Annotated in this window: 18 protein-coding genes; 12 read left to right on the top strand and 6 right to left on the bottom strand. The window is 66.5% G+C overall.

The features are described from left to right. Nucleotides 1–1484: 2-polyprenylphenol 6-hydroxylase (ubiB, locus tag KAY22_RS13560; protein ID WP_296623987.1), on the bottom strand; the 1484-nt coding region annotated here is incomplete at its 3' end. Then, nucleotides 1481–2212, bottom strand: coding sequence for a class I SAM-dependent methyltransferase (locus tag KAY22_RS13565; RefSeq protein WP_296623988.1), 732 nt, complete (start codon nt 2210–2212; stop codon nt 1481–1483). The genes ubiB and KAY22_RS13565, both read right to left, overlap by 4 nt. A 130-nt stretch (nt 2213–2342) precedes the next feature. Here KAY22_RS13565 and mutM point away from each other — a divergent pair, with 130 nt between their 5' ends. From mutM to KAY22_RS13595, 6 genes are all read left to right on the top strand, one after another. Continuing rightward, the gene (mutM, locus tag KAY22_RS13570) at nt 2343–3155 is read left to right on the top strand and encodes a bifunctional DNA-formamidopyrimidine glycosylase/DNA-(apurinic or apyrimidinic site) lyase (protein WP_296623989.1); all 813 of its coding nucleotides are present in this window, start codon (nt 2343–2345) and stop codon (nt 3153–3155) included. Between the two features lie 110 nt (nt 3156–3265). Further along, nucleotides 3266–3529: a 30S ribosomal protein S20 gene (gene rpsT, locus KAY22_RS13575; RefSeq protein WP_296623990.1), complete on the top strand. Its 264-nt coding sequence runs from the start codon at nt 3266–3268 to the stop codon at nt 3527–3529. 417 nt (nt 3530–3946) lie between these two features. Then, on the top strand, nt 3947–5380 hold the full coding sequence (gene dnaA, locus KAY22_RS13580; protein ID WP_296623991.1) for a chromosomal replication initiator protein DnaA: 1434 nt from the start codon (nt 3947–3949) through the stop codon (nt 5378–5380). Between the two features lie 89 nt (nt 5381–5469). Further along, nucleotides 5470–5931 (top strand): iron-sulfur cluster assembly scaffold protein, encoded by a 462-nt coding sequence (locus tag KAY22_RS13585; RefSeq protein WP_296623992.1) that lies wholly within the window; start codon nt 5470–5472, stop codon nt 5929–5931. Continuing rightward, a complete protein-coding gene (locus KAY22_RS13590) occupies nt 5928–7724 on the top strand; it encodes a cation:proton antiporter (RefSeq protein ID WP_296623993.1) in 1797 nt (598 codons plus the stop codon). The genes KAY22_RS13585 and KAY22_RS13590 overlap by 4 nt, the downstream gene beginning before the upstream one ends. Next, nucleotides 7711–8064: a DUF423 domain-containing protein gene (locus KAY22_RS13595; RefSeq protein WP_296623994.1), complete on the top strand. Its 354-nt coding sequence runs from the start codon at nt 7711–7713 to the stop codon at nt 8062–8064. The genes KAY22_RS13590 and KAY22_RS13595 overlap by 14 nt, the downstream gene beginning before the upstream one ends. Nucleotides 8065–8097: 33 nt before the next feature. Here the strand turns inward: KAY22_RS13595 and KAY22_RS13600 are convergent, their stop codons facing one another. The 4 genes from KAY22_RS13600 to KAY22_RS13615 all read right to left on the bottom strand — a co-directional run bounded on the left by KAY22_RS13600 (nt 8098) and on the right by KAY22_RS13615 (nt 12133). Beyond that, nucleotides 8098–9798 (bottom strand): flotillin domain-containing protein, encoded by a 1701-nt coding sequence (locus KAY22_RS13600; protein WP_296623995.1) that lies wholly within the window; start codon nt 9796–9798, stop codon nt 8098–8100. Further along, a complete protein-coding gene (locus tag KAY22_RS13605) occupies nt 9795–10412 on the bottom strand; it encodes a YqiJ family protein (protein ID WP_296623996.1) in 618 nt (205 codons plus the stop codon). Before KAY22_RS13605 ends, KAY22_RS13600 begins: the two co-directional genes overlap by 4 nt. 81 nt (nt 10413–10493) lie before the next feature. Then, nucleotides 10494–11594 (bottom strand): 3-dehydroquinate synthase, encoded by a 1101-nt coding sequence (gene aroB, locus KAY22_RS13610; RefSeq protein WP_296623997.1) that lies wholly within the window; start codon nt 11592–11594, stop codon nt 10494–10496. Further along, a complete protein-coding gene (locus KAY22_RS13615) occupies nt 11591–12133 on the bottom strand; it encodes a shikimate kinase (protein WP_296624004.1) in 543 nt (180 codons plus the stop codon). Before KAY22_RS13615 ends, aroB begins: the two co-directional genes overlap by 4 nt. Before the next feature lie 82 nt (nt 12134–12215). Here KAY22_RS13615 and KAY22_RS13620 point away from each other — a divergent pair, with 82 nt between their 5' ends. The 6 genes from KAY22_RS13620 to KAY22_RS13645 form a co-directional block, all read left to right on the top strand. Then, nucleotides 12216–12353, top strand: a complete 138-nt coding sequence (locus tag KAY22_RS13620; RefSeq protein ID WP_296623998.1) for a hypothetical protein — start codon at nt 12216–12218, stop codon at nt 12351–12353. Then, nucleotides 12334–14163 carry a hypothetical protein gene (locus KAY22_RS13625; RefSeq protein WP_296623999.1) on the top strand — a complete coding sequence of 610 codons (1830 nt, stop codon included), beginning with the start codon at nt 12334–12336 and terminating at the stop codon, nt 14161–14163. The genes KAY22_RS13620 and KAY22_RS13625 overlap by 20 nt, the downstream gene beginning before the upstream one ends. Before the next feature lie 24 nt (nt 14164–14187). Then, on the top strand, nt 14188–15096 hold the full coding sequence (locus KAY22_RS13630) for a tyrosine-type recombinase/integrase (RefSeq protein WP_296624000.1): 909 nt from the start codon (nt 14188–14190) through the stop codon (nt 15094–15096). Nucleotides 15097–15171: 75 nt separating this feature from the next. Further along, nucleotides 15172–16752 carry an MFS transporter gene (locus tag KAY22_RS13635; RefSeq protein WP_296624001.1) on the top strand — a complete coding sequence of 527 codons (1581 nt, stop codon included), beginning with the start codon at nt 15172–15174 and terminating at the stop codon, nt 16750–16752. Between the two features lie 27 nt (nt 16753–16779). Beyond that, the gene (gene alr, locus KAY22_RS13640) at nt 16780–17823 is read left to right on the top strand and encodes an alanine racemase (protein WP_296624002.1); all 1044 of its coding nucleotides are present in this window, start codon (nt 16780–16782) and stop codon (nt 17821–17823) included. 13 nt (nt 17824–17836) lie between these two features. Beyond that, nucleotides 17837–18188: ABC transporter permease (locus KAY22_RS13645; protein WP_296624003.1), on the top strand; the 352-nt coding region annotated here is incomplete at its 3' end.

Here is an 18188-nt window from a genome sequence, read left to right on the forward strand (position 1 = left end):
GCGGTGACGGCATAGCGCCAGCCCATGCCGATGCGGATGACCTGCACTTCGCGCAGGGGCGGCGGGGGCGGTGCCCCGCCGGGTGCCGGGAAGCGCGCTTCGATCCTGCGGATGAGGTCGGGCAGCGACGCGAAGGTGCGCAGATCGTCGACCAGCCGGTCGGCCAGCCAGACTTCTGGCCCCAGTTCGGAGCGCAGCCATTCGCGCACGAAGGGCTCGGCGGTGTCCCACATGTTGAGATCGGGATCGAGCGTGGTCGCGACGCCCTCGACCATCACCATCGTCTTTTGCAGCAGCAGGAGATGCGGCTGGACGGGCATGTCGAAATCGCGGGTGATGCCGAACAGCCCGTCGAGCATCTGCCCGATCGAGATGTCCTTGGCCGGCAAGCCCCGGATCGGCTCGCCGACTGCGCGCAGCGCGGTCGTGAACTCGCCGATATTATGGTGTGGAGGGACATAGCCCGCCTCGAAATGGATTTCGGCGACGCGGCGATAATTGCCGGTGATCAGGCCATGCAGAATCTCGGCCAGCCAGATGCGCGCGCGACGGTCGATCCGCCCCATGATGCCGCAGTCGATCGCAGCGATGCGACCGTCGGACAGAGCGAAAAGATTGCCCTGGTGAAGGTCGGCGTGGAAGAAACCATCGGCGATTGCCTGCTGCAGAAAGGCCTGGACCAGTCGGGCGGCAAGCGCCTTGCGGTCGAAGCCGGCCTCGACGAGCGCGGCGCGGTCGGCCATCTTGATGCCGTCGATCCATTCCATCGTCAGGACGCGGCGGCTGGTCCGCGACCAGTCGATTGCGGGGACGACGAAGCCCGGCACGGCCTGCATATTCTCGGCCAGTTCCGATGCGGAAGCCGCCTCGCGGCGCAGGTCGAGTTCGCGGGCGGTCCACTGGCGGAACGTAGCGATCACGAGCCGGGGCCGAAGCCGGGCGAACTCACCGCCGATCGTCTCGGCGTGGGCGGCGGCCCATTCATAGGTCTCGATCGCGCGGGCGAGGTCTTCCTCGATGCCGGGGCGCAGCACCTTGACCGCCACGGTCCGTCCGTCGGTCGTAACGGCGCGGTGCACCTGCGCGATCGACGCGGCGCCGACGGGGACCTCCTCGATCGACCGGAAGAGTGACTCGATTGGCTTACCCAGTCCCTGTTCGATCGCCTTGCGGATCAGCGGAAAGGGAGCAGGGGGAAGCGCATCCTGCAACCGGCCGAGATCGGCGGCCGCATCCTCGCCGACCAGATCGGGGCGGGTCGCCAGCGCCTGGCCCAGCTTGATCGCTGCCGGACCCAGCGTTTCGAAGGCGTCGGCATAAGCCGGCCGTTCCGGAACGCGCGCACCGAAGCGCGCGATGCGGACAAGCCGCCGGATATGGGCCGGCGCGAGAGGATCACGCTCGATTCCCCGCAGCGCGCCATGCCGCGCAAGCGTACGGCCCCACCGGAACAGGCGGGCGAGGTGGACGATCGTGGCGGTCAAATCTTCCAGCCGCTGTGGATGGCGACAAGACCGCCGAGCATTGGCTCCACCTTCGCTTGCACGAAACCGGCGGCAGCGATCTCCGCGCGGAACTCTTCCATGCCGGGGAAGCGCCGGATCGACTCGACCAGGTAGCGATAGCTCTCCTCGTCACCTGCCAGCATCTTGCCCAGCTTGGGCACCAGGCGGTGCGAATAGGCGTCGTACACTTCCTTGAAACCCGGCCACAGCGTCGTCGAGAATTCGAGACAGAAGAAGCGGCCGCCGCGCTTCAGCACGCGATGCGCCTCTGCCAGCGCCTGCCCACGGTGGGTCACGTTCCGGATGCCGAAGGCGATCGTGTAGGCGTCGAAGCGCGACGATTCGAAGCTCAGCGTTTCGGCATTTTGTTCTGACCAGGACAGGCCTTCGATTCCGCGTTTGGCTGCCCGTTCCCGACCCACATCGAGCATTGCCGGGTTGATGTCGGACACCATGATTGCTGCGCTTGAGCGGGCAAGGCGAAAGGCGATGTCGCCGGTGCCTCCGGCCATGTCGAGAATCTCTTCGCCGGCGCGGGGCTTCACCCGGCGGACGAAGCGGTCCTTCCACAGCCGGTGCATGCCGCCCGACATGGCGTCGTTCATCAGGTCGTAGCGGCTGGCGACGTTGCGGAAGACCTCGCCGACGCGGGCGGTCTTCTCTTCGGGCGTGACGTCGGCATAGCCGAAGGAAACGGTGTCGGTCATGGATCGACGCTCTAGCGGCAGGCAGGCCGGACGGCAAACCGAGTCTCCGCCGATTCCCCAAAGTTTCCCGCCGGTCGGCCTGCCGTCACCGGCGCTTTCGCCATCGCGCGCACTCCAGTACAGGCAGGCGATGCCCGAGCTACCCGAAGTCGAGACCACTGTACGCGGCCTGCGGCCACCGCTGGAAGGCCAGCGCCTCACCCGCGTCGAGACGCGCCGCAGCGATTTGCGCAGACCCTTTCCGGCGGATCTGCGCCAGCGCCTGACCGGCGCCACGGTCACCGGGCTCGGGCGACGCGCCAAATATGGCCTGATCGAAACCGATCGCGACGACGTGATGATCTTCCATCTAGGCATGTCGGGACGGTGGAGAATCGACCCCAGCGAGATCGGCAAGCATGACCATCTTATACTGGAAACCGATCAGGGGCGCGTCCTGGCGCTGTGCGATCCGCGCCGATTCGGGTCGGTCGATCTGGTGCGGTCCGATGCGCTTCCGACCTTCGCGCCTTTTGCCGCGCTAGGGCCGGAGCCCCTCGGCCCCGATCTGACCGGCGCCTATCTGGAGCGGGTGCTCGCCGGACGCATCGCGCCAATCAAGTTGCTGTTGCTAGACCAGCGGATCGTGGCGGGACTCGGCAATATCTATGTGTGCGAAGCCTTGCACATGACCGGTATCGCGCCCGGGACGATGGGCGGACGTCTGTCACGCGCACGGCTCGACCGGCTGGTCGAATCGATCCGCACGGTCCTGAGCGCGGCGATCGAGGCCGGTGGATCGACCTTGCGCGATTATGCGCGGCCGGATGGGGAACTGGGCTATTTCGCGAAACAGTGGCTCGTCTACGGCCGCGAGGGCGAGGCATGCCATTGCGGGGCGCTCGTAAAGCGTCGCGTCGATGGTGGTCGGTCGACCTTTTACTGCTCCAAATGCCAGAAATAGGGGCCCTGCGAGGTTGACCGGGCGGGGGCTTCTGTGTATTGGGCCGGCCTTCCCGGTGAGGGCTTAACGCTCGCGCCGCTTCTGTCATCATAGCTAGGGTTTGAACGAGCATGGCGAATACGCCGCAGGCAAAGAAGCGCATCCGTCGCAACGACCGTCGCGCCGAGATCAACGGTGCACGGGTCAGCCGGATCCGCACCTTCGTGAAGAAGGTCGAGTCCGCGCTCGCCTCCGGCGACAAGAGTGCCGCTTCTGCCGCTCTGGCAGCCGCTCAGCCCGAGATGTTCCGTGGCGTATCTAAGGGCGTTCTGCACAAGAACACCGTCGCCCGGAAGTTCTCCCGTCTGTCGAAGCGGATCGCCGCGCTCGGCTGACGCTACGGCCAAGGCTGGTTTCGACGAAGCCCGTCGGCATATTGCCGGCGGGCTTCGTCACGTTCGGGTCACAAAAACGTAACCCTCGGAATTATCGTGATTCTTGTCAGTCTGACTAAGATGGTTGTTTCAAATATCTGAAAATAGACGATAAAATTTTTTTCCACAGGCGGAGGCCCGTGCCATCGGGAGTCAAGCCCATATTGCGGGCTTGTGACGAAATTGATGCTCTTGATCCGCTTTGCGGCTTCTTCATAGAGTGTCTCAACGGCCGGGGCGCGAATCTGTCGCAACGGCTTCAATGAGATTTTCAGAAGGGGGCTCCGGAGTCGTCGACTTCGGATCAGGGAGGCCTTTGCCCTTCATGATGTTCGGATTTCAGGGGGGCGGACGACGTTCGCTCGGGAAGGATGCTGCGTGTCTGACGGTTTGGGTTTGGGAATGAGCGGAGCGGCGTCGGCGAGTGCCGATGTGGACGTCGCGCTCGCCCAGGCTTGGGAAACGATTCGGTCTGGGTTGCGCCGGAGCATCGGCGTGCGGACCTTCGACGGCTGGCTGAAGCCGCTGACGCTCGGCGAGTGCGATCTTGCCGATGGGTTGCTCAAGCTGATCGCACCGAGCGAGTTCATGGCCAATTGGGCGAACACCCATTTCGCCGAGCATCTGCTCCACGCCTGGCGGGCCCTGCTGCCGCAGGTTCGCCAGGTCTCGATCGTGGCCGGCAATGTTGCTGAGCGGCCGGTGCTGTTCTCCGCTGATTCGGTGGTCACGGCCGAAGTGCCCGTCGACGAATCGACCGCCGTCGCTCCCGAAGCCGAGCTGCGCTGCGGCACGCCGCTCGAGGCGCGCTACACCTTCGACAGCTTCGTGGTCGGCAAGGCCAACGAGGTTGCCTATAACGCAGCGCGTACCTTGGCGGAGGGCGGCAAGCTCGCTTTCAATCCGCTGTTCCTTCATGGCGGCACCGGGCTCGGCAAGACCCACCTGATGCACGCGATCGGTCATGACTATCTCGCGCGCCACCCCGGCGCGAAGGTCGTCTACATGTCGGCCGAGAAGTTCATGTTCGAGTTCGTCTCGGCCATGCGGGCGAAGGACACGTTCAGCTTCAAGCAGAAGCTGCGCGCAGCCGACGTGCTGATGATCGACGACGTCCAGTTCATCGCCGGCAAGGAATCGACCCAGGAAGAATTCTTCCACACGATGAACGAGCTGATCTCGGCCGGTCGTCGCCTGGTGATCAGCGCCGACCGCAGTCCGCAGGATCTGGACGGAATCGAGAGCCGTATCCTGTCGCGTCTGTCCTGGGGCCTCGTCGCCGACGTGAACCCGGCCGACTTCGAACTGCGCCTCAACATCCTCACCCGCAAGCTGCAGGGCATGCCGCAGGCGCAGGTGCCGCAGGACGTGGTGATGTTTCTCGCCCGCCGGATCAGCGCCAATGTGCGTGAGCTGGAAGGCGCGTTGAACCGCGTCGTCGCTTATGCGGCACTGTCGGGCAAACCGGTCGACATCGACTTCACCCAGGCGACCCTGGCCGACATATTGCGCGCCAACCAGCGCCGCGTGACGATCGATGAGATCCAGCGCAAGGTGTCGGACCATTACCGGATCCGTCAGGCCGAAATGTCGAGTGCACGGCGCGCCCGAGAAGTCGCCCGTCCGCGTCAGGTCGCGATGTATCTGGCCAAGCAGCTGACCCCGCGCTCGCTGCCCGAGATCGGCCGTCGCTTCGGCGGGCGTGATCACACGACCGTCATCCACGCGGTCAAGCAGATCGAGAAGCTGCGCCAGACCGACGCTGAACTCGATGCCGACGTCCGCCTGCTGATCCGCCAGCTCGAGGGCTGACGCGCACGGGGTGGGGCAGGCCGGTCCGGCCGCCCCTTTTTCCCCGCAGAGCGGATGACGGGGCGACGATATCGTCCTAAAGGGACGGCATGTCGGCCACGCTCTACAATGCGCAGATATTGCGGCTCGCGACCGCCATTCCCCATCAGCAGCGACTCGACCAGCCCCAGGCTACGGTCTCGCGCCGTTCGCCCATCTGCGGAAGTCGGGTGACGGTGGATGTCGCGCTCGACCCGCAGGGGCGAATCGCAGCACTGGGGCAGGAGGTCCGCGCCTGCGCGCTCGGTCAGGCATCGGCTGCGTTGATGGGCGAGCATGCGATAGGGCGGAGCCCGGCCGAACTGGCCGAGGCCCGCGACGCGCTGGCCGCCTTTCTCGCGGGGGAACGCGACGATCCCGGCGCGTGGCCTGGGCTCGAGATCTTTCTCCCCGCGCGGCCGCACGCGGCGCGCCACCCGTCGATCCGGCTCGCCTTCGAGGCGGTGGCCGAGGCCGCCGCCACTGCACATGCTGCCATCCAGCCCGATCTTCAGGAAAGCCCCCCGCGATGACCGAACCGTCCCAGGCTTTCCTGATCCGCGATGGCGTGGTCATGCTGGGAGCCGCTATCGGTTCGGTGCTGGTTTTTCGGCGGCTCGGGCTGGGTGCTACGCTCGGCTACCTCGTAGCGGGCGCGCTGATCGGTCCGCAGGGCCTCGGCCTGATCGGCGGGGCGGAGGCCAAGCTCGGCATTGCCGAACTGGGCATCGTCCTGCTGCTCTTTCTTGTCGGGCTTGAACTCCACCCCAACCGATTGTGGCGTCTGAGGCGCGATATTTTCGGGCTCGGTCTGGTACAGGTGGTGGCCTGCGGGCTCGCGATCGCCGGAGTCATCTACCTGACGACCGGCTTCTCGCCGGCGGCCTCGCTCGCGCTCGGCCTGCCGCTCGCCCTGTCCTCGACAGCGCAGGTCCTGCCGATGCTCCAATCCGCCGGGCGCCTCAATACGCCGGCCGGTGAAAGGGCCTTTTCGGTCCTGCTCTTTCAGGATCTGTCGCTGATCCCGCTGATCACGATCATCGCCACACTGTCGCGTACGCCCCCCGTGCCGGGCGCTCCTCCGGGATGGCTGCTGGGTCTCTACACCGTCGGGGCGGTGGTCGGCCTTGTCCTGGCCGGGCGCTTCATCCTCAATCCGCTGTTCCGGCTGGTCGGCAATATGGGCGAGCGCGAACTGTTCGTTGCAGCCGGCCTCTTCACGGTGCTGGCGGCGGCGGCGGTGATGGAAATGCTCCATCTGTCGACCGCGCTCGGCGCCTTCGTCGCGGGGGTGATGCTTGCCGACTCGCCCTATCGGCACGAGCTGGAGGCGGATGTAGAGCCGTTCCGCACGATCCTGCTGGGTCTCTTCTTCCTGGCGGTGGGCATGTTGCTCGACCTCCAGGTGGTCATGGAAAGGCCGTTGTTCGTGATTGCCATGGCCGTGGCCGTCGTCGCGACCAAGAGTATCGTGATGTTCGGCGTTGCGCGGCTGTTCGGGGTACCGTCGCGTGCGGCGCTCAGCTTCGGCCTGCTGCTCAGCCAGGGCGGCGAGTTCGCCTTCGTTCTGTTCGCGCAGGCGCAGGGGGCGCTGCTGATCGCGCCGGAAGCGGCCAGCCTGTTCGGCGCGATCGTGACCCTGTCGATGGCGACCACGCCTTTCCTGATGATGTTCTCGCGCCGCTTCCTGACGCCTCCGCCTACGCGCGAGGATCGACCCGGCCCCGATGGTTCGATCAGCCCGGCCGCGATCATCGTCGGCTATGGCCGCTTCGGCCAGACGGTGGCGCAGATGCTGCTTGCCGCCGGGGTCCGGATCACGCTGATCGATCGCCGGGTCGAGCAGATCGACGTCGCACAGAAGTTCGACATGAAGGTGTTTTACGGCGACGGCACCCGCATCGACCTGCTCCGCAATGCGGGCGGGGCCGATGCGCAGGCGATCATTTTCTGCGTCGATGGCAACGGTCTCGACAAGGCGCAGTTGCAGCCCATCCTCGAGGCTTTCCCCAAGGCCGCGATCATGGTGCGCGCCTATGATCGCCTGCACATGATGTCGCTGAGCAAGCTCGACCTTGCGGGCGCCGTCCGCGAACTGTTCGAATCAGCGGTCCTGCTGGGCCGCGAGACGCTCGACCGGCTGGGGTTCAGCCCGGAGAATGTCGAGATGATCGAGACCGAATATCGCCGCCGCGACGGCCTGCGACTTGAAGCGCAGATCGCCTCGGGCGATGTGACGGTCAACCGCGAGATGATGTTCAACCATGAGCGCAGCCTCGACCTCTCGACCGAGCCCCAAGCGGAGCAGAACCATGGCACGCGCTAAAAATTCGGCCGATGCGCTCGCGGCGCTGCTGGCCCTGTCGGGCGCATTGGCGGTGATCGCCGGCGCCTATGGCACCCATGGGGCGAGCGGCAAGGCGGCCGAATGGCTGTCGACGGGCTCGCTCTACCAGATCGTGCACGCCGTGGCGGGCCTGACGATTCTCGCGCGGAGCCGGGGCACGGCCGCCCTTTTTCTGTTCGGCATGACGCTCTTCGCCGGCACACTCTACGCCATGGCCTTCGGCGCGCCACGCTGGCTGGGCGCGGTTACGCCGATCGGGGGGCTGTCCCTGATCCTCGGCTGGATGTGGCTTGCCGTCGGCTATCTGAAAGGCAAGTGAGGCACGGCGGCGACCGCCGGTCGCGCTTCGTCCTCAATCCTGCTTAGGCTTAGCGTCGTCCTCTTTGTGGATGGGCGACGTTGCACCCGTCACCAGCGAATCGAGGCTCGATCCATCGAGGCCCAGTTCCTTCATCAACCCGTCCACCACCGGGGCCTGCGCGCGATAGCGAAGCGCTGCGGCGACCGCCGACTGAGCGAGATTGCCTTCTCCACCGCCGCTTGAGCCTTCGCCCTGTGTCGCGCCGCCACCGGTCAGCCCGTCGACCTGCACGATCTTGATCGAATCGATTGCCTCCATCGGCTTGGCGGCCTCGCGGATGATGTCGGGGAGGACGCGCAGCAGCTCGAGCTTCGCCTGCAGCGAGATATTCTCCGACGACAGCAGGTTGGCGGCTTCGTTGACGGCGCGCTTGCCGGCGGCCTCGACCTCGAAGCGGACGCGCGACGCCTCGGCGCGCAGCTTTTCGGCTTCGGCCTCGCCCTCGGCTGCGGCGCGCACGGCGGCGGCGCGGTCGGCTGCGGCTTGCTTCTCGGCCTCAGCCTCGACCTTGATGCCCAGCGCCTGGCGCTCGGCTTCCTTCGCGGCCTGGATCAGCTCGATCCGTTTGGCGCGCTCGGCGATCTCGGTCTCGCGCGCGGTTACGACTTGCTCCTCGGCGGCAACGGCGGCGGCGCGCGCCTTGTCTGCCTCGGCCTTGGCCTGGCTCTCCTCGCGGCTCTTGTTCTGGACCGCAATCTGCTGCTCCTGCCGGGCGATTTCGAGCGCCTGGGTCTGGGCGATCTTCGCTTCCTGCACGGCGCGATCGGCCTCGATCTGCGCGGCGTCCGTCAGCTGCTTGGCCTCGATGCGCGCTTGTTCGGCCTCGCGCTGGCGTTCGGACTGCTGGCGCGCGATCTCGGACATCTGCTCGGCGCGGCGCATCTCGATCTCGCGCTCCTGCTCGAGCCGGGCGAACTCATTGTCGCGAGAGATCAGAAAGGACTGGCGCTGTGCCTCAAGGTTCTTGGCCTCGATCTGGACGCGCGTGTCCTGTTCGATGTCGTTTCGCGCCTTCTTGCGCAGCTCGATCTGCTCGGTGAGCTTGGTCAAGCCTTCGGCGTCGAACGCGTTGTTGGCGTTGAAATGCTCGATCGATGTCTGGTCGAGACCGGTCAGCGAGACCGATTCGAGTTCAAGACCGTTCATCGCCAGGTCGGCGGACGAAACCTGCTGCACCTTCTGGACGAAGTCGGAGCGTTGCTCGTGCAGCTGGTTCATCGTCATGCCCGCCGCGACCGACCGCAGCGCGTCTACGAACTTGCCTTCGACCAGTTCTTTGAGATCTTCCGAACGCATGGTGCGCATGCCCAATGTCTGCGCGGCCATGGCGATCGCCTCGCGATCGGGGCGGACGCGGACGTAGAATTCGGCCTTCACGTCGATCCGCAGCCGGTCGAGCGTGATCAGCGCGTCGGCATTCTTGCGTTCGACCGCAAGGCGCACGGTGTTCATGTTCACCGGCATCGTCTCGTGGAAGACGGGCAGCACGATGGCGCCGCCGTTCATCACCACCTTCTCTCCGCCGAAGCCCGTGCGGACGAAGGCGATCTCCTTCGATGCACGACGATAGAGGCGCGCCAGAATGAAACCCAGCACGAGCAGCGTGAGGACGACGACCGCCGGTGCGATCAGGTAGATGCTCCGCCCGCCGTCGATCAGGCTGTCGGAGGCAGGTATCGGCAAATTGCTCATCGTTCGATCCACTGTGAGAAGGGGGGAGCGCCGCTGCTGATCGCGCGGAAGATCTGGCCCTCGCGGCGGACGAGCAGGATCTCGTCGCCTTCCGCGAAGCGCGTGTCGGCCATGTCGGGCTCGGCCATCACATAATGGTCCTGCCCGTGAAAATCGCGGACGCGGGTTCGTGCGGGATGGCCCCGGCTGGCCGTGCCGACGACGATATGACCGTGCAGGCCGACCAGCTGGTCCTGGGCGATGGCGGTAGTCTCGTCCCGGGGCATGACCCGGGCGATGCCCCGTGCGAACAGCCCGGTGAGGGGCAGGGCGAGCAAACCGGCGCCGGGCACCGCCGCCCAGCCGGGCAAGAGCGATCCCGACAGGTCCCGCGCGATCTGCTGACCGATCAATCCGGTAACAGCGAAACAGCCGAGAAACAGGACGATCAGCATGAGCAGAGGGAGGCGCCCGAAGCCGAGCCAGCCTAGCCAGTCGCTGTCGGCATCGATGTCGAGATCCGAGCCCAGCGCGCTCTCGCCAAGGTCGGCGACTTCGACGATACCGACGAGGAGCATGACCGCCAGCGCGATCACGAAAACCAGATTTTCCCCTGCGGCAAGAAAGCTAAGCACCGAATCTCCTCAATTCGAGGAGCCTATCCTAGCCCGCCTTCATGGCCAACCGACGAACGGTCGGAAACGGAGGAGACGCGCTCAGCCGCGGTCGGCGTCGAGGAAGCGGGCGACGGCCGCCAGATCGACCTGCTTGTCGAGGAAGGTCTGGCCGATCCCGCGCGCCAGCAGGAAGGGCAGGCGGCCGCCCTCCATCTTCTTGTCGTGCAGCATGTGCGCGACCAGCGCGTCGCCGCGCGCATCGACGCCGGCGGCATCGAGCGTCGTCGGCAGCCCGGCTGCCGCAAGATGGTCGGTCACCCGGCGCGCATCATCGGCGCTGCACAGCCCCTGCGCGGCCGAGAAGCGGAAGGCGAGGGCCATGCCGGCGGCGACCGCCTCGCCGTGGAGCAGACGATCGGAGAAGCCCGTTTCGGCTTCCAGCGCATGGCCGAAGGTATGGCCGAGGTTGAGCAGCGCACGCCGCCCGCTCGTCTCGCGCTCGTCCTCGCCGACGATGCGCGCCTTGGCCGCCACGCTCTTGCCGATCGCCTCGAGCCGCGCTTCAGATGCGCCGCCAAGCAATTGGCGGACATTGGTTTCGCACCAGGCGAAGAAGGCGGGATCGTCGATCAGTCCATATTTGACGACCTCGGCATAGCCTGCCCGGACCTCACGGATCGGCAAGGTGTCGAGCGTGGTCGGATCGATCAGCACATGCACGGGCTGGTAGAAGGCACCGATCAGATTCTTGCCGGCCCGGCTGTTGATCGCCGTCTTTCCGCCCACCGAGGAATCGACCTGCGACAGCAAGGTGGTGGGCACCTGGACGAAGCGGCAGCCGCGTTTGACGATCGACGCCGCGAAGCCGACCAGATCGCCGATCACGCCCCCGCCGAGCGCGATCAGCGTGTCGTTCCGCTCGACCCCATAAGCGAGCATCGCATCGGTCAGCTTCTCCAGCATCGCCCAGCTCTTGGTGGATTCGCCAGGAGGCAACACCTCGACGGCGCAGGCAATACCTGCGGCCGTCAATGAACTTTCCAGTCTATAAAGCTGATTCGGAACGATATTGCGATCGGTCACGACGATGAAGCGCCCGCGCGCCGCATAAGGCGCGAGCAATTCGCCGGCGCGGTCGAGCGCGCCATTTTCGATGCTGATGTCGTAGCTGCGCTCGCCGAGCGCGACGCGGATCGTCATGCGGAAAGGGCTTTCATGATGGCGTCGACCGTGGCGTCATGCGGCAGCGGCTGGCTGCGCACATGGATCGGTGCGAGCGCGTAGATCGGGTTGCGGATGGCGGCGAGCTCAGTCAGCGCCTCGCGCGGGTCGCGGTTCTTCAGCAGGGGGCGCGTGCCTTCGCGTCGGGAGACACGATCGGCCAGCACTTCGATATCGGCGTCGAGCCAGATCGCCAGCGCCTTTTCGAGGATCAGATTGCGGGTCTCTTCCTGCATGAACGCGCCCCCGCCGGTCGCGATGATCTTGGGCTTGCCGTCGATCAATCGGCCAATGACGCGGCGCTCGCCGTCCCGAAATTCCTTTTCACCGAAGCGCGCGAAAATTTCGCTGATGGTAAGGCCCGCCGCACGCTCGATCTCGTGGTCGGCGTCGACGAAGGGCAGATGGAGCCGGCCCGCCAGCCTTTTGCCAATCGTCGACTTGCCCACGCCCATCAGACCGATCAGGACCAACGGGCGGTCGAAACGCAGAGTCGTGGGTGGCGGGCTTTGCGACATGTCGTCGGGGGCTATACACATGGGCGCCCCCTCGGGCAAAAGCCCGTCGATTGCAACCTGCCCGTCCACCCAAGGGAATTCCATGTCGCGGTTCAGTTTCATTCTCCTTTCGATCGTCCTGGTCATCGTCCTGGCCCTCGTGGGACTCAGCTTCGTCGATACCGAGCAGGCGCCGGTGACCGTCGAAAAGGCGATGCTGAATGAAGCCGCCGCGCAATAAACTCTCGGGCCGATCGCGCGCACGTCTGCTGCTCGCGCTCGGCACCGGCCTGACGGCGCTGGCTGCGGCTGCTGCGATCGCGCAGGAATCGCTCCTGCCTCCCGGCTTCGGCCAGGCGCCCCCGGCTGCCCGGCCGCAGGCGTCCCCCACGCCCGCGCCGTCCCAGGCACCCGCCGCTCCCGCGCAGAACCCGGCATCGCCCGCCGCGCCCACGCCTTCGCTCGTGCTCGATCCCGCCATCTTTGCGACGGTCGCGCCGCCGCAGCCGGTGTCGCGGCAGGCCGAGCTTCCCGATTCGGCGCGCCGGTCGATCGATATGGTCGGGCTGGGCAGCGGCTATGGCCGAGCCAGCTGGGGATCCCGCGACGGCCGCTTCCTCTCGACGATGATGCGCCGCCTCGATGCGCCGCTCGCCTCGCGCTGGGCTTCGATCGCGCTCCGCCGCGCGCTGGTCACCAAGGTGCCGACGCCCGACAATGTCTCCGCGCCCGACTGGGTGGCGGAACGCGCCTGGCTGCTGCTGCGCATGGGCGAGGCCGATGGGGCGGCGATGCTCGTCCAGAGCGTCGACGTCGATCGATATAATGCGAAGCTCTATGCGGTCGCGGGTCAGGCCGCGCTGGCAACCGCAGATGTTTCCGGGCTCTGCCCGCTCGCCGATGGCGGTGCAATTCGCAGTCGAGAGCCGATCTGGCCGATGGCGCGCGCGGTCTGCTCGGCCCTTTCCGGCGACACTGCGATCGCCGACGTGCTGATGGATCAGGCCCGCCGCCGCACGCGCGACCCGCGCGGCATCGACGTCCAGCTGGCCGAGCGGATGATGGCGGTCAACGGGGCCGGGAGACGCAGCGTCGAGGTCGAATGGACCGGGGTGAACCAGCTGACCAGCTGGCGCTTCGGCATGGCCAACGCGCTCGGGCTGACGATCCCCGCCGATCTTTATCGCACGGTCGGACCGCAGACGATCGCCTGGGGCGCGCGCGCGCCGATGATCCCTGCGGCCGAGCGGATGACGGCGGCGCTCACCGCCGCGCGGCTGGGCGTCTTTTCCAGTTCCGCGCTGGTCGATCTGTTCTCGCAGGCGGCCGAAGACAGCGGCGAGTTCACCGGCGACAGCCCGGCAGCTCGTCTGCGCGCCTGCTATGTTGCAGACAGCGACGACGCGCGTCTGTCGGCCATGCGGGCTTTCTGGACAGGAGAGGCCTGGGGCGAGCAGGGCAAGGGCGACCGTTATGCGGCGCAGATCCTGACGGCACGCGCTGCCGCGCGGATTCGCCCCGACAGCGATCATGCCGGCGATGCCGCCGAACTGATCGGCGCGATGATGGCGGCCGGCCTCGATCGCAAGGCCGCCGGCTGGGCGCCCGTCGTTTCGGCCATGTCAGGCGAGAAGGGCGATCCGGCCTGGGCGATTCTCGCCGTCGGGACCCCCAATATCTCGGTCGACATTTCGGCCGACCGTCTTTCGGCCGTTGCGGAGCGGTGGGCCGAGACCAATCCGCACAAGCTGCGCCTGTTGCTGGGCGCGCTTGCCGGACTGGACCGGTTGCAGACCGAGGATCAGATGAGGCTGTTGTCGGACAATGGCGTTGGCTTCGACAATCGCAGCAACTGGGCGCGGATCCTGCTGCAGGCGGCGGATCGGAAGGAAAGCGGCACCGTGCTCCTGATGGTCGCGGCAGGCCTGCAGCGCACCGGCTGGGGCGGTATTTCCTCGCCGATGTTCGCGACGATGATCCGCGCGCTCCACAATGTCGGCCTCGACGGCGAGGCGCGGATGATCGCGGCGGAGGCGATGACCCGGCTGTAACACAGCGCGATATCAGGAAGGCCGATGAGGGACGCCGAGGCCATAGGCCAGTTTCTGGAGATGCTTGCGGCCGAGGGCGGCGCAGCGCGCAACACATTACTGGCCTATGGTTCAGACTTGCGGGCGGCCTCGTCGATGCTGGGTGGAGGGCTGGTGTCTGCGGACGCCGGGGCTTTGCAGAAGCTGGGGGCCGAGTGGATGCCGCTCAGCCGGACCTCGGTGGCCCGAAAATCCTCGGTCCTGCGGCGCTTCTTCGCCTTTCTGGAAGAGGAGGGCATCCGCCGTGACGATCCCTCCGACGCCCTGCCGCGTCCTGCGGTGCAGCGGGCGCTGCCCCGCACCCTCGGTCATGGCGATATCGACCGGCTGTTCGCGGCCCTGGAGGAGCGGCGTAGCGACCGTCATGGCGATCCGCTGACGCTGCGGTTGATCGCGCTGTTCGAGCTTCTTTACGGGTCGGGCCTGCGCGCGACCGAGCTCGTCTCGCTGCCCCGCCATGCCTTGCGGGGTGACCGGCCCTTCCTGATCCTGCGCGGGAAGGGCGGGCGGGAGCGGCTGGTGCCGATCTCCGACCGGGCCCGGGCGGCCGTGGCCGACTGGTCGGCGCATGTCCCTGCCGATCAGCCCTGGCTCTTTCCATCGGGCCACAGCCATCTCAGCCGGGTCCGGCTGTTCCAGCTGGTGCGCGAGCTTGCCGCGGAGGCCGGCATCCCGCCCGAACGGATCAGCCCGCATGTCCTGCGCCATGCTTTCGCCACCCATCTGCTCGAAGGCGGCGCGGACCTGCGGGCGCTGCAGACGATGCTCGGCCATGCCGATATCGGGACGACGCAAATCTATACCCATGTGAACAGCGCGCATCTGGTCGAACTGGTCAACGCGAAGCACCCCTTGATGGACCTGCCGAAGGCGAAGGCTCCGGCGACGGACTGACGACTTCACTGCTCTTGTCGCGCGGGCCGGCTCTGCCATAGTCCGGTCGATAAACAGAGGGCGGGGAGAGCGACGTTGGGGGCAGGCACGATCGATGCGAAGCGGGACCGTCTGGTCATCCTCGCATCCACCTTGGGGACCGTGTTCGAATGGTATGATTTCTTCATCTACGGGACGCTCGCCGGCATTGTCGCGGGTCACTTCTTCCCGTCCGACAATCCGGCGGTCAGCTTCCTGATCTTCCTGGCAAGTTTCGGTGTCGGCTTCGGCATGCGGCCGCTCGGCGCGCTGTTCTTCGGGGTGCTGGGGGACCGGCTGGGGCGAAAATATACCTTCCTCGTCACGATCGCACTGATGGGCGTCGCGACCGCTGCGGTGGGCGTGCTGCCGACCTATGAGACGATCGGCGTCGCGGCGCCGATCCTGCTCGTGCTGTGCCGCATCCTTCAGGGGCTGGCGCTGGGCGGCGAATATGGCGGTGCGGCGATCTACGTCGCCGAACATGCGCCATCGGATCGCAGGGGGCTCTACACCAGCTTCATCCAGTCGGGGGTTGTCGGTGGCTTCCTGCTCAGCCTGATCGTCGTGCTCGGCGCGGGGCTCGTGATCAGCGACGCGGAGTTCGAGGCCTGGGGCTGGCGCATTCCCTTTCTCTTCTCGCTGGTGCTGCTCGGCATTTCGCTGTGGATCCGGCTAAAGCTCAAGGAGAGCCCGGTCTTCAAGGCCATGAAGGAGGCTGGGCAGGTCGCGCGCAATCCGCTGCGCGAGAGCTTCGACAGCTGGCCGAAGATCCGCATGGTGCTCGTCGCGCTGTTCGGGGTCGCGGCGGGCCTGACCGTGGTCTGGTACACGGCGCAGTTCCAGGCGCTCTATTTCCTTCAGAACAGCCTGCGGCTCGAGGATGACGCCGCACGCCTCGTCATCGGCGTGGGCGCGCTGTTCAGCCTGGGCTGGTTCATCCTGTTCGGCTGGCTGTCCGACAGGCTGGGCCGCCGGCGGATCATTCTCACGGGCTATGTGCTCACGATCGCGCTGATGTTCCCGATCTTCCACTGGATGGGGAATGCCGCAAATCCGGATCTGGCGGCGGCGATGGAGCGGTACCCGGTGGTCGTGCGCGGCAGCGATTGCAGCTACGATCCCTTTGCCAAGCAGCAGGCGACCGCCTGCGGCCGCATTCTCGACGCCTTGTCGCGCAAGGGCGTAGCCTATCAAACCGCGAAATTGACTGAGGGCAGCGCGCCGGTCGTGACGATCGGCGGAACGGTCGTGGACGTCGATGATCCCGCAGCGCTGGACACTGCGCTGACCGCAGCGGGCTATCGTCTCGACAAGATCACGCCGAGCTTCGGCGCCGGTCTGCGTATCGCGCTGGGAATCATCGCGATCGGCTGTCTTTCGGGCATGACTTATGGGCCTGCCGCCGCGCTGCTGGTCGAGATGTTCCCGGCCCGGGTCCGCTACACCTCGATGTCGGTGCCCTATCATATCGGCACGGGCTATTTCGGCGGATTCCTGCCGTTCATCAGCCAATATATGGTCGCGCGGTCGGGTGATCCCTTTGCCGGTCTCTGGTACACGGTCGGTGTCGCGGCCATGGCGCTGGTGGTGACTTTGCTCTGGCTGCCCGAAACCGCAGGCAAAGAACTGGAATAGCGCGGCGGGGGCGGCTATCGCGCTCGGGTGATCCCCGCGCAACTGCCCCTCCGCCTGACCCTCGATGCCGACGCCCTCGTCGCGAACTGGCGCTGGCTGGCCGGGCAGGGCGGTGCTCCGGCCGGCGCGGCAGTGAAGGCGGACGGTTACGGCCTCGGTGCCTCGGATGTCGCCCGTCGCCTGGCGAAGGCCGGGTGCCGCGACTTCTTCGTCGCGACCTGGGCCGAGGCCGACCAACTGGACTTGCCGGAAGGCGCCGCGCTTTCGGTCCTGCATGGCGTCCGCGAGGAGGATATGGCGGCGGCGCTGGGCTCGCCCGCGCGGCCGGTGCTCAACAGCGCCGCGATGGTCGCCCGCTGGAAGCAGGCAGCACCGGACCGCCCCTGCGACGTGATGGTCGACACCGGCATGAACCGGCTGGGCCTGACCGTGGAAGAGGCCCGCTCGGGTCTGCTTGAGGGACTGGCCATCGATCTGCTGCTCAGTCACCTCGCCTGCGCCGACGAGCCGGGTCATCCGCTGACCGAGCTTCAGCGCGCCGCTTTCGCCGAACTTGCGGCCAGCGTTCCCGCTAGGCGTTACAGCCTCGCCAATTCGGCGGGCGCCTGTCTTGGCCCCGCTTATGGTTTCGATCTGACGCGTCCCGGTCTGGCGCTCTATGGCGGCATTCCCCATCCGGCGGCGCTTGGCCATATTCGTCCGGTCGCGGGGATCGAGGCGCAGGTCCTTCAGGTCCGCACCGTGCAGCCCGGAGAGAGTGTCGGTTATGGCGCCACCTTCGTCGCCGAACGGCCCACCCGGATCGCGATCCTCAACCTCGGCTATGCCGACGGCTATCTGCGCGCCTTCGCAGGCAAAGGCAGCGCTCGCTCTGGCGACGCCGCCTGTCCGCTCGTCGGTCGCGTCTCGATGGATCTAATTGCGGTCGATGTGGGTTCGGTTGCGGTCGGGGAGGGCGACTGGCTCAGCATCGACTATCGGCTCGACGAGGCATCCGGCCTGACCGGCTTGTCGCAATATGAGTTGCTGACCGGGCTCGGCTCCCGCTATCAGCGGCTTTGGACAGAGTAGGACGTACGCGGTTTTGCAGCCAATCATCGCTTTCTTCGCGTCGATCGGGCGTGTCCTGATCAACGCCCTCGGTGCCATCGGCCGGGTGGCCGTCTTCGCATCGACGACCCTGTCCCGGGTCATTCGGCCGCCTTATTACCCTGCACGCTTGTTCGAGCAGATGTTGCAGATCGGCTGGTTCTCGCTGCCGGTCGTCGGCATGACCGCGATCTTCTCGGGTGCCGCTCTGGCTCAGCAGACCTTCACCGCCGGCTCGCGCTTCAACGCCACCTCGACCGTGCCGGCGATCGTCGTGCTCGGCATCGTCCGTGAACTCGGACCGGTGCTGGTCGGCCTGATGGTCGCGGGCCGCGTGTCGTCGGCGA

Origin of the sequence: Rhizorhabdus sp. (assembly GCF_018006725.1) — a bacterium.
Lineage (GTDB): Bacteria > Pseudomonadota > Alphaproteobacteria > Sphingomonadales > Sphingomonadaceae > Rhizorhabdus.